The sequence below is a fragment of the Actinomadura harenae genome, from assembly GCF_003696215.1.
In the GTDB taxonomy this organism is placed as follows: Bacteria; Actinomycetota; Actinomycetes; order Streptosporangiales; family Streptosporangiaceae; genus Spirillospora; species Spirillospora harenae.
Map to the genome: position 1 here is coordinate 1 of NZ_RFFG01000011.1, position 11,953 is coordinate 11,953.

The 11,953-nt window shown below is 72.8% G+C and carries 9 protein-coding genes; 4 read left to right on the forward strand and 5 right to left on the reverse strand.

The genetic code is table 11. The features are described 5' to 3' along the window. Positions 1-576: 576 nt before the first annotated feature. Entirely contained in the window at positions 577-1,422 is an 846-nt protein-coding gene (locus EBO15_RS08205; protein WP_122193725.1) for a nuclease-related domain-containing protein, read from the reverse strand. Between the two features lie 183 nt (positions 1,423-1,605). Between EBO15_RS08205 and EBO15_RS08210 the strand changes: the two genes are divergently transcribed. Continuing rightward, positions 1,606-3,033, forward strand: a complete 1,428-nt coding sequence (locus tag EBO15_RS08210; protein WP_122193726.1) for an amidase — start codon at positions 1,606-1,608, stop codon at positions 3,031-3,033. A gap of 362 nt (positions 3,034-3,395) precedes the next feature. Here EBO15_RS08210 and EBO15_RS08215 read toward each other — a convergent pair whose 3' ends face one another. After that, on the reverse strand, positions 3,396-4,373 hold the full coding sequence (locus EBO15_RS08215) for a hypothetical protein (RefSeq protein WP_122193727.1): 978 nt from the start codon (positions 4,371-4,373) through the stop codon (positions 3,396-3,398). 141 nt (positions 4,374-4,514) lie between these two features. Between EBO15_RS08215 and EBO15_RS08220 the strand changes: the two genes are divergently transcribed. Next, the gene (locus EBO15_RS08220) at positions 4,515-5,753 is read left to right on the forward strand and encodes a DUF6745 domain-containing protein (RefSeq protein ID WP_199744403.1); all 1,239 of its coding nucleotides are present in this window, start codon (positions 4,515-4,517) and stop codon (positions 5,751-5,753) included. Between the two features lie 19 nt (positions 5,754-5,772). Beyond that, on the forward strand, positions 5,773-6,225 hold the full coding sequence (locus EBO15_RS08225) for a hypothetical protein (RefSeq protein WP_199744404.1): 453 nt from the start codon (positions 5,773-5,775) through the stop codon (positions 6,223-6,225). 81 nt (positions 6,226-6,306) lie between these two features. Here EBO15_RS08225 and EBO15_RS08230 read toward each other — a convergent pair whose 3' ends face one another. Together EBO15_RS08230 and pepN are read right to left on the reverse strand one after the other, a co-directional pair. Continuing rightward, complete coding sequence (locus tag EBO15_RS08230) at positions 6,307-6,927, reverse strand: Uma2 family endonuclease (RefSeq protein ID WP_158628159.1); 621 nt, start codon at positions 6,925-6,927, stop codon at positions 6,307-6,309. 210 nt (positions 6,928-7,137) lie between these two features. Then, the gene (gene pepN / locus EBO15_RS08235) at positions 7,138-9,672 is read right to left on the reverse strand and encodes an aminopeptidase N (RefSeq protein WP_122193730.1); all 2,535 of its coding nucleotides are present in this window, start codon (positions 9,670-9,672) and stop codon (positions 7,138-7,140) included. A gap of 369 nt (positions 9,673-10,041) precedes the next feature. On the opposite strand from pepN, the gene EBO15_RS08240 reads away from it, so the two are divergent. Continuing rightward, positions 10,042-10,644, forward strand: a complete 603-nt coding sequence (locus EBO15_RS08240; protein ID WP_122193731.1) for a mycothiol-dependent nitroreductase Rv2466c family protein — start codon at positions 10,042-10,044, stop codon at positions 10,642-10,644. A gap of 61 nt (positions 10,645-10,705) precedes the next feature. On the opposite strand, the gene nicT is transcribed toward EBO15_RS08240, so the two are convergent. Next, positions 10,706-11,830 carry a Nickel transporter NicT gene (nicT, locus tag EBO15_RS08245; protein WP_122193732.1) on the reverse strand — a complete coding sequence of 375 codons (1,125 nt, stop codon included), beginning with the start codon at positions 11,828-11,830 and terminating at the stop codon, positions 10,706-10,708. Positions 11,831-11,953 lie beyond the last annotated feature (123 nt).

Genomic DNA, 11,953 nt, shown 5'->3' on the forward strand with positions numbered 1-11,953 from the left:
GCGCGGGCCGGGCTCGGGCCGCGGCAGCGGGCGGGTCGCGCGGCGCTGCCGCCGGTCGGCGCGGGCCGGGTCACCCGAACCCGTTCGGGTCGCCTGATCGTTTCGGAGCGCCTGATCGGTTCAGGGGCGCCTGCGCGGTTCAGGGCGCGGGGGCGTGCCGGACGCGTCGGACGGGGCCGCCGCGCGCGGACGCCGGTCCGCGGAACGGGTCGGCCGGCCGGTGTGGTCCGATCGTACCAACGCCCTGCGTGTGCCCGGCCTGATCACCCGCCGGGGGCGCGGAGCGGCCGGGGGGAGGGGCCGCCGGGGCGAGGGGCTGCCGTGCGAGAGGCGAGGAGCCGAGGGGCCCGTGGGGCCTGGGGGAGGGGCGGCGTGTCCCGGGACCGGGGAGGGGTCTTCGAGGGACGTCCGGGGGCGGGAAGCGGCACCCCGGGCGCCGGGGTGCCCCTCCGTGGCGGCCGGAACGCGTGTCCGGCGGCCTGGGGGCTCGTCGTCGAGCCTGGTGGGCGGCCCGGTCCGGCTGGACCGCCCGGGCGGTGCGTGTGGATCAGAAGAGATCAGAAGGGACCAGGCGGGTCAGTCGGAGTCGGGGTACTTCGGCGGCAGCGACTCCTCCGCCGCCTCGAAGATGCGCTCCACGTCGGTGACGGTCAGGATGCGCGGCCTGCGGCGCAGGTAGCCCCGCGCCCGGTTCCCGGCGTAGACGTCCACGTCGCGGACTCGCATCACCTTCCAGGGGATGGACGGCCCGTAGATCGCCACCGAGCCCTGGACCGGCACCTCGAAGCCGACCTGTTCACTGATGATCTTGCTGGCCAGTCCGGCCTCCCACGCCGTCTCGTCCAGGCGGTCCTTCTTGTTGAAGGGTCCGTGGAAGAGCTTGCGGTGGGAGAGCGTCCGCACCGGCAGCCGTTTGTCCCAGGCCTCGGAGTCGATCGCGTACACCCCGCTCGGGCCGATGACCAGGTGGTCGATCCGCCCGTCGCTGACACCGTCGTCGTCGCGGGGGACGGCCCGGGCGTGCAGCACCCGGTATCCGTTCTTCTCCAGGGACCTCAGCTGCCGCTCGGTCTTGCGCTCGACGGCCGACGCCTTCTGCCACGCCTCGACGGTCGAGGCCGTGCGGTTGCGCCGGACGACGTCCCCGACCACGACGAGGGCCGCCGCGACCAGTCCCAGCAGGAGGCTGGACGCGACCCACACCAGGGCCAGGACCACCAGCGCGACGACGCCGCGCTGCAGCCAGGGCCGGATCGTGGGATCGGCGAGGATCCCGCCGAACGAGCGGGGGCCGGGGGGCTCCTCGACCGGGCCGTGCCCGGGCGGGCCGGCGGCCGGGTCGCCCTCGGGCGGACGTTGTTGCGCGGCCGGGTCGGGCTGGCCGCGGGCCTGCTGGCCGTTGCTCCGTTCTGTGATCGCCATAGGTGACGCTCCGTGTTCCTTTCGCGCCGGAATCATGATCCTCCGAGCGCAGAGTAATCAGTTCGCGGGTCCCCGACCAGTCATGCCGGGTTAATACTTTTGTCGCCGTTTCCGCGCGGTTCACGAACCCGGCGAACGGGTAGGTTCATTCTCCTCCCGGGCCTGCGGCTAGCGTTCGACTCTGTGACTCATACCCACGACCTCACGGCCGAACAGACCGCAGCCGCCGTCCGTTCCCGCGACATCTCGCCCGTCGAGCTGACCCGCCACTACCTCGACCGCGCGGAGCGGTTGAACGACCGGGTCGGCGCGTACGTCACGCTCACCCCCGAGCTCGCCCTGGAGCAGGCGCGGGCGGCCGAGAGGCTGGTGGCCTCGGCGGACGACCCCGAGGCCCTGCCGCCGCTGCTCGGCGTCCCGGTCCCGGTGAAGGACCTCAACATGGTGTCCGGCGTCCGGATGACGCTCGGCTCGGCCGCGCACGCCGACCTCACCGGCTTCGCCGACGACACCGTCGTCGTCCGGCTGAGGGAAGCGGGATCTGTCCATCTGGGCAAGACGAACACCCCGGAATTCGGTCTGCCCTGTTATACGGAAAACGACGTCGCGCCCCCCGCGCGCACTCCGTGGGACACCTCACGGTCGGCGGGCGGCTCGTCCGGCGGGGCCGCGGCCGCGGTCGCGTCCGGTCTCGCGCCGGTCGCGCAGGGTAGCGACGGCGGCGGGTCGATCCGGATCCCGGCGTCCGCGTGCGGCCTGTTCGGGATCAAGCCGAGCCGCGGCCGGATCTCGCACGGCCCGATCGTCCCGGACCTGTTCGGCCTGTCCACCAACGGCCCGATCGCCCGCACCGTCCGGGACGCCGCGCTCCTCCTGGACGTCATGGCGGGGCCGCGTCCCGGCGACATGTTCCACGCCCCGTCCGGCGGGGAGGGGACCTTCCTCGCGGCCGCCGGGCGCCCGCCGGGCCGCCTCCGCATCGCCCGCAGCATCGAGGCGGGCGTCCCCGGCGTGGAGATCCACCCGGACGTCCGGGCCGCCTACGACTCGGCGTCGGAGCTTCTGGAGGAGCTGGGCCACGAGGTCGTGGACGTCCCGCTGCTGTGGGACGCGGGCCTCGTCCCGCACTTCGAGACGCTGTGGGCCGCGATGGCGACGCTCACCCCGGTCGCGCCCGACCGCGAGGAGCTCCTCCAGCCCCTCACCCGCTGGCTGCGCGCCCGCGGCGAGGCGACCTCCGCGGCGCAGCTGATGACGGCCCACGCGTCCCTCCAGGCGGCGATGCGCACCGTCCTGCCCGTCCTGGACGAGTACGACGCCGTCCTGCACCCGACCCTGGCGCAGCCCCCGGCGCCCCTCGGCCACTTCCACGGCCAGACGCCCGAGGAGAACTTCGAGCGCCAGAAGCTCTTCACCCCCTTCACCTCCGTCTACAACATCTCCGGCCAGCCCGCCGTGAACGTCCCCCTCCACTGGACGGACGAGGACCTGCCCATCGGCGTCATGCTCGCCGGGCGCCTCGGCGGCGAGTCCACGCTCATCTCGCTCTCCGCCCAGCTCGAGGAGGCCCGCCCCTGGGCCCACCGCAAGCCGGAGATCTGGCACGCCTGACCTTCGCCCCGCCCGCCCGGGGCGGACGTCTCGGCACCCCGGGCCGCGCGGAGGACGAGCGGGAGCGCGCCGACCGCCTCAGCGGCCCTCTGCGGGCCCGGAACACCGTCCCGGACCTCCCGGACCGGGACGCCGTCCACACGGCCAAGATGGACGCTCTGGGGATGCTTTACGGCACCTTCAGGGGAGACGCGTCCTATGCGACGTTTCGTCGGCGGGAAGGTGCGTCGCCGACGGCGTCCGCGCCCTGGTGCGCGCAGCGCGAGGAGCAGGGACCGGCGAATGACCGAACCGGCGGATCCCTATGGCGGACGCGTCGGGCCGTTCCGTCCTCCCGGACGGCCCGACGCGCCGCCGGAGCCTTAGGCGAGGGCGGCCAGCAGGCGGCGCGAGACCTCTCCGAGCAGGTCGTCAGGGGTGAGCTCGGTGGCGCCGATCACCGAGAACAGGCCCGGCATGCCCGGCAGCGGGTAGTCGTCGGTGTCCTCGTCCTTGAGGGCCTCCTCGCCCAGCGGATGGTGCCGCAGCGACGACCGGGCCCGCGCCCACGCCGTCTGCACCTCCTCGGGCGACGGGACCCCGAAACCGTGCCCGACCGGCGCGGCGTGCCGCAGCCGCACCAGCGCGCTGTCGGCGAAGTCGGCCGCGAGGCGGCAGCGGTCGGTGAGGTCGTGCCGGACGCCGTCGTCGAGCCGGGACATCACGCTGCACGGCGTCCGGCAGCGCGCCGCGCAGTCGCCGAGCGCCCGCGCGACCTGGCTGTGCTGCCGGTCCAGGTAGGCGCGCCAGCCCGGCCCGGGCTCGTGCGCGACCCGCAGCGTCCGCTCGCACGCCGACCGCTCGGGACGGGTGTGGTCGCAGTTGCGCTCCGACCCCGGTTCGACCGGCACCCCGAACCGGCTGCCCGGCCCGGTCACCGACCGTCCGATGAGCGCCGGGTCGCCCGCGTGCCCGAGCACCGGCTCCCACGCCAGCATCGGCGCGTACTCGCTCGCGATGTGGACGGCCGCGACCAGCGGCGCCATCTCCCGCCGCCGCCACCGGATCTCGATGACCTCCAGCAGCAGCCGGTACGCGGGGCGCAGGCTCGCCAGCGCCCCGCGCGGGCGCTCCTTCGCGGTCTGCGGCATCCGGCTCGCCCGCGCCCGGTCGAGCAGGTCCTTGGGGACCTCCCCGGCCTCCTCCGGCATCCCGAAGTCCTCGGCGTCCAGGTCGAGCACCCGCTGCCCGAACGCGCACAGCGGCGCGACCGGCCCCCGGGCACCCGTCGTCAGGGCCTCCAGATCCCCGAACGCCTGCCGCTCCGCCAACACCCTGAGCACGTCCCGCGCGGTCTCCACCCCGTCACTCTGCCATGCGGTCCGGCCCGTTCGATCCGCCGCCCGGCGGAATCCTCCGGCGGCCGGGCCCTTGCCCGCCCGGCGCCCGCCGTGCCACCATCGGCCCATGATCGACGGAAAGGGGCCTGACGCCCCGGTGCGATGACGCACCCCACGCCGCGCACGCGCGGCGCCCTGAGAACCGCGGCCGACGCCCGCCGGGACGCACTCGAGACGGTGCGGCTGGCGACCCGGATCCGCGACGAGTGGATCGACGAGGGCCTCTCCGCCCTCCCCGCGGACCGTCCGGCCGCCGAAGCGGCCATCTCCGAGCTGTACGCCCGCGTCCGAAGACCCGCGCCCCGCTTCGTCTGGGTCCCGTCCCCGGCCGCCGCCCCGACCGCCGGGGCCACCACCCGGCCGATGCCCCCGCCCCGCTTCGACGCCCTCCCGGACCGCCATGACGGCTGGCCGGCCGCCAGCCTCATCGCCGCCCTCCACGCGAGGCTGGACCTCCGCGTCGGCGACGTGATCGCGCGGCGGCGGCGGGTCCACGGCTACTTCCACTTCGAGCGCTGGCGGACGGACGCGCCGGAGCAGGCCGTCCGGGAGGGCGCGGACGCGGCGTTCGTCGTGTCCGAGGCCCTGCTCCCCGCGCTGACCCGGACCGTCCGGGACTCGCTCCTCATGCCGCTCCGCGCCCTGCTGAACGCGGAGGCCGGGGACCCGTCCGGATACGCCTGCTACGGCCAGCACGGCGTCCACAAGGCGGGCGCGTACGACGTCTGGCGGCGCACCGGCCTGCTGCGCCTCCGCCCCGAGGACTCGGAGCAGCTCGACGTGTGGGCGGCGGTCGCGCGCTCCTGCGGCTGGTGGTGGCCGGGCGACGAGGAGTGCGTGGTGTCCGAGCGTCCCGTGGACGTCCGCACCGACTCCGCGCCCGACGGCGGACGGCGTCCGCACAGCGTGGACGGGCAGGCCGTCCGGTACGCCGACGGCTGGGGCTTTCACGCGGTGAACGGCACGCGCGTCCCGGAGTGGGTCATCACCGACCCGACCCCGGAGCGCATCGCCGCCGAGCCCAACGTCGAGATCCGCCGCTGCGCCATCGAGCGCCTCGGCTGGGACGCCTACACCGAGCTCGCCGGGCTACGGCTCGTCGGCAGCGCCCCGGACCCCGGCAACCCCGGCTCCGAGCTGTGCCTGTTCGACCTGCCCGGCAACACCTGGGGAGGGCCCGCCCGGCTGCTCCTCACCGTCAACGGGTCCGTCGAACGCGACGGCACCCGCCGCCGGTACGGCCTGACCGTCCCGTTCGACCTCCCCGACCCCCTCGCGGCCGCCGCCTGGACCTACGGCCTCGACTCCGACCAGTACGCCCGGCTCCAGCGCCGGACCTGACACCCTCACGGTGATGCCCATGACCCTGACCCTGTCCGACCTCACCCGGCAGACCGGACTCGACGTCCTCGACCACCTCGAGATGGACGCCGCGATCCCCGTCCTCGACGGCCTCCAGGCCCAGGGCGACCTGATCGTCGTCCCGCTCGCCGACCTCGCGGACGCCGTCACCGTCGAGGACCGCGCGCGCTGGCGCCCCGTCCCGCCGGACGGCGTGGAGGTGCTGCGCGGCGGCGCGGGCGGCAACCCGCACACCCTCGTCGCCGAGCCGCTCTCCTGCCGCTGGACCGAGGACCTCCACGACCGCGACGGACTCGCCCTCGGCGTCCTGCGGGCCGACCGGCCCGTCCACCTGATGCACCCCGAGCACGGCGCCTCCGGCATCGCCCCCGGCACCTACGCCATCCGCCGCCAACGCGAAGGCCGCGGACCGATGATCAACAGGTCCACCCACACCTACGTCTACGACTAGACCGAAAAGGCCGCCCGGCGGGATGCCGGGCGGCCTTCTCGTCGTGGAGTGTCCTGTCGAGAAGCCTGCTCCGGCGCGTCCTCAGCCTGCGTAGAGGGAGCGCTGCCAGCGGGGGTCGAGGAGCGAGGCGGGGTCGACCTTCAGGGGGAAGGGCCGTGCCAGTGAGCCGACGGCACCGGACGAGAGGCGTTCGACCTCCTGGTATCCGTCCCGGTCGAGCTTCTGGACGAGGATGACCGGCAGGTGGCAGCTCCCCTGGCCCTGGAAGGGGGCGAGTTCGGTGCGCAGGTAGTAGGGGATGCCCGCCTCCGCGTAGATGGCGGTCTTCGTCACGCGGTCGTGGGTGCGGTTGCCGGGAGACACGACCTCCACCACGGCCAGGACCTCGTCCGCCTCGAACCAGGTGCGGCGGGCCGTCTCGACCTCCGGGTACAGCACGATCAGGTCGGGGACCGTCCCGCGTTCGTCGGCGTGCAGGCGCAGGTTGGACGCGGAGATGACCGTCTCGCCGGACGGGGCCTGGAGGGTGAGCAGGGTCTGGAGGTTGTCGCTGAGAATCTGGTGATCCGAACTGGGGGCCGGACTCACGACGAGGATCCCGTCCAGCACCTCGTATCGCGGCCAGCGTTCGGAGTTGAGCTCGACCATGTCGTGGATGGTGTAGGCCCGGTTGGGCAGCTCCATCGGTGAGACTGCCGCCATTGCGGCTCCCATCGCCCTTCACCGCCTTCGTTCGACATGCCCGAGGTTTCGCAGCGTGGTCGACCGAATGCAGGGTGTTTGTGAAACCTGACTACTCTCAGTGTGCCTGACAGCTTAGGCCCAGGACATTGGGCCACTGCGGGAGCGGACCGGATGAACACGAGAAAGGCCGCCCGGCGGGATGCCGGGCGGCCTTGTTCGGCGCGTGGGTCAGGAGGTGGTGGCGTCCTTGGCGCGGGCGTTGAGGGCGCGGGTGATGCCGTCGCGGCCCTCGGACAGGAGGCGGACGAGGGCGGACGGGGGGTTCTCGTCCGCGATGTACGCCTCGGTGCGGTCGACCGTGTCCTGGTCGATCACGAGGAACGGGTAGCCGACCTCCGCGAACGTCTGGGACGTGTCGCTCGACCACTCCTTCCAGATCCGGCCGACCTCGGCGAAGTACCTGTCCACGTACGGGACGAGCAGCTCGGTCTGGTCGGGGTCGACGAAGCCGCCGATGGTGGCGCGGAAGACGGCGTTGGGCAGCGTGCCGGAGACGATGGTGTCCCAGGCGGCGGCCTTGGCCTCGGCGGTCGGGATCGACGCGGCGCCGGCGGCGGCGTGCCGCTCGCCCGCGGCGGTCGGGTCGCGCTTGACCTCGGCGTCCAGCGCGTCCTGGCCCGCCTCGCCGGTGGAGACCAGGCGGCGCAGGAGCGTCCAGCGCAGCTCGGTGTCGACGGTGAGGCCGTCCAGGATCTCGGTGCCGTCGAGCAGGCCCCGGACGTACGCCAGGTGCTCCGCCGAGGTCGCGACCGCGGTGAACGCCTGGACGTAGGCCAGCTGGAAGTCCGAGCCGGGCGCGGCCTCGCGGGCGAGGTCGTACAGGGCGTCGGCCATCAGGCGCAGGCCCTCGGGACGCCACGCCGGGTCCGCGTACTGCTGGACCGCCGTGCGCGCCTGCCGCAGCAGGGTCTGGGTGACCATGATGTCGGTGACGCCGCGGATCCCGGACACGACGAGCCGGACGTAGTCGCGCGTCGACATCTCGGCGTCGCGGGTCATGTCCCACGCGGCCGACCAGCACAGGGCGCGCGGCAGGCTGTCCTTGATCTCGCCGATGCCGTCGACGAGGGTCTGCAGCGAGTGGTCGTCGAGCCGGACCTTGGTGTAGGTCAGGTCGTCGTCGTTGACGAGGATCAGGTCGGGCCGCTTGTCGCCGACGAGCTCGGGCACCTCGGTGCGCGCGCCCACGACGTCCAGCTCGACCCGGCGGCGGCGGACGATGCCGTCCGGCGTCCGGTCGTACAGGCCGATCGCGAGGCGGTGCGAGCGCAGCGTCGGGTAGTCGGCCTTGGCCTCCTGCTGGACGGCGAACGAGGTGAAGTTGCCGTCCGCGTCGAGCTCGTACACCGGGCGCATCGTGTTGACGCCCGCCGTCTCGAGCCACTCCTTCGACCAGGACGTCAGCTCGCGGCCGGAGGTCTCCTCCAGCGCGCCGAGCAGGTCCGGGAGGACGGTGTTGCCCCACGCGTGCCGGTCGAAGTAGTGCCGGACGCCCTCGAGGAAGTTGTCGCGCCCGACGTAGGCCACCAGCTGCTTCAGGACGCTCGCGCCCTTCGCGTAGGTGATGCCGTCGAAGTTGACCTCCACCGCGCGGATGTCGGGGATGTCGGCCGAGATCGGGTGCGTGGACGGCAGCTGGTCCTGCCGGTACGCCCAGGCCTTCTCCAGGTTCGCGAACGTCGTCCAGGCGCCCGTCCACTTGGTGGCCTCGGACTGGCACAGGACGCTCATGAACGTCGCGAACGACTCGTTCAGCCACAGGTCGTCCCACCAGCGCATGGTGACGAGGTCGCCGAACCACATGTGCGCCATCTCGTGCAGGATCGTCTCGGCGCGGCGCTCGTAGGCGGCGTCGGTGACCCGCGACCGGAAGACGTAGTCCTCCAGGAAGGTGACGCAGCCCGCGTTCTCCATCGCGCCCGCGTTGAACTCCGGCACGAACAGCTGGTCGTACTTGGCGAACGGGTACGGGCGGCCGAAGACGTCCTCGAAGAACGCGAAGCCCTGGCGGGTCACGTCGACGATCGCGTCGGCGTCCAGGTGCTCGGCGAGCGACGCGCGGCAGAACACGCCGAGCGGGATGACCGAGCCGTCCGCGCGCCGGTACTCGTCCCGGACGACGTGGTACGGGCCGGCGACGAGCGCGGTGATGTAGGTGGAGATGGGCGGCGTCTTCGGGTAGTGCCGGACCCGGCCCTCGACCTTGTCGGGGGCCTCGTTGGACACGACCTCCCAGTCCTCGGGGGCGGTGATCGTGAACTCGTGCGTCGCCTTGAGGTCCGGCTGGTCGAAGCAGGTGAACATCCGGTGCGCGTCGGCCGTCTCGAACTGCGTGTACAGGTAGACGGACCGGTCGACCGGGTCGACGAAGCGGTGCAGGCCCTCGCCGGAGCGGGAGTACGTCGCGTCCGCCACGACCCTGAGCTCGTTGTCGGCGGCGAGCTCCGGCAGCGGGATGCGGCCCTTCTCCGCGTCGTAGGACGCCGGGTCGAGCGCCCGGCCGTTCAGCGTCACCTCGTGCACGACCCCGCCGTGCAGGTCGACGAAGGTCGAGGCGCCCGGTTCGGCGCAGCCGAACCGGATCACGGTGGTCGAGCCGAACCGCTCGTCGCCGGTCGTCAGGTCGAGCTCCACCTCGTACGACTCGACGGTGAGCAGCCGCGCCCGTGCCCGCGCCTCGTCGCGCGTGAGGTTGCCTGCCACGTGTACTCCTTGGTCGTCAAAGAACCCTGTCACCCCCATGTCTACCAATGCCGGGGGGCTTCCCGCGTCGACGGCACCGCCCCTGTTCCGCGGACGTCGCGCCGGCGTGAGGGCGGGTCGTGCCGCTTCGTGGCGGAACGCGTCGTCCCGGTCGCCGTGAGTGGCGCTTCCGGCCGGGCGGGGGGCCGGGCTCCGGCCGGACTCGCGCGGGAGTCCGTGCCGGGTGGTCGGCCTGAACGGCGGGTGCCGGCCGCCTCTACGCTGGTCGGGACGCCGCGACCGGTCCGTCCCGCCGCGTTCCGCGGGAATTCGGGCGGACGGCGCCGGGTTGCCGCTAGAAAGTTCTGATCTGCCCCGAGGAGGGTGACGATGTCCCAGCGCGTCGACTTCTGGTTCGACCCCTTGTGCCCGTGGGCGTGGATCACGTCGCGGTGGATCCACGAGGTGGCGGAGCACCGCGATCTCGACGTCCGCTGGCACGTGATGAGCCTGTCCGTCCTCAACGAGGACAAGGACGTCCCGGAGAGCTACAAGGAGATGATCGAGCGCGGCTGGGGCCCGGTGCGGATCGCGATCGCCGCCGAGGAGCGGTACGGCGCCGAGGCGCTCGGACGCCTCTACACCGAGCTCGGAACGCGCCGCCACAACGAGCGCCGCGAGTGGAGCCCGGAGCTGTTCCGCGAGGCGCTGACCGCCGCGGGCCTGGACCCGGAGCTGGCGGACGCCGCGGACGACACCTCGCTCGACCCGGCCGTCCGCGCGTCCCACAAGGACGGCATCGACCGCGTCGGCCAGGAGGTCGGCACCCCGGTCATCGAGATCGACGGGCACGCGTTCTTCGGCCCCGTCGTCACCCCGATCCCGCGCGGCGAGCAGGCGCTGAGGCTGTTCGACGGCGTCCTCGCGGTCGCGTCGGTGGACGGCTTCTACGAGCTCAAGCGCACCCGCACCCGCGACCCCATCTTCGACTGACGTACGCCCGCTGACCTCGCGCGCGGGGCGGACGCGCACGCGCGCGAGGTCACACGCGGAGTCAGGCGCCGGAGCGGGCGGGTTCGTCGGCGCCGTCGGCGAGGCCCGCGGACCAGCGCTGCTCCACCCGGCCGAGCTTCCAGTAGAGCATCGCGCCACCCCAGAGGACGATCAGCAGCCCGGTGACGACGAACCCGGCGATGTTCAGGTCGAGCTTGGCGATCCAGTCCCAGAAGCCGCCGGTGAGCCCGGCCCGGTCCTGGAGGACCTGGAGCAGCTCGGTGCCGCCGATGACGAAGGCGAACACGACCGAGACGCCGGTCAGGGTGATGTTGTAGAAGACCTTGCGGACGGGGTTGGAGAACGCCCAGCCGTAGGCGAAGTTCATGAACGTGCCGTCGATGGTGTCCCACAGGGACATGCCCGCGGCGAAGATGATCGGCAGGCACAGCGCCGCGTACCAGGGCAGTCCGGCGCCCGCCGCCGCGCTCCCGGCGAGCGCGAGGAGCGCGATCTCCGAGGCGGTGTCGAAGCCGAGCCCGAACAGGAAGCCGAGCGGGTACATCTGCCACGGTTTGGTGATCAGCTTGGTGAACCGGCCGAGGATGCGGTTCATGAACCCGCGGTTGTTGAGCTGCTCCTCCAGCGCGGCCTCGTCGTACTCGCCGGCCTTCATCCGCCGGAACACCTTGACGATCCCGACGAGGATCACCAGGTTGATGGCGGCGATCGCGGCCAGGAAGGTGCCGGACACGGTCGGGCCGATCGTCCCGGTGACCTGGTGCAGGCCGGAGTTCTCGTCCGAGATTCCGTTGGCCAGGGCCTTCACGCCGAGCCCGAGCAGGACGCAGGAGACGAACACCACCGAGGAGTGGCCGAGCGAGAACCAGAAGCCGATGGACAGCGGGCGCTTGCCCTCGTTCATCATCTTCCGGGTGGTGTTGTCGATCGCGGCGAGGTGGTCGGCGTCGAACGCGTGCCGCATGCCGAGCGTGTACGCGGTCAGGCCGACGCCGATGCCGAAGAGCTTGCCGTCCCCGAGCCGGTAGTGGCCGGGCAGCACCAGCAGGAGCAGGATCCCCCACCCGACGACGTGCAGCCCGAGGACGAAGGCGGCCATTCCGCCGAGTCGTCCCCACTCGCCCGCGCCGAGCGAGCGCCGCACTCCGACGCCGCTCTCACCCATCCGGTTCCGCCCTTCTCGCATAGTGACCGCTGTGACCAAATCTACGCAGTTGCAAGGGATTTGCAATACCCGAAAGGGGATGTTCACCCGTGTTTCGGGCAACAGGTTGCGCGGGTGTCGCGG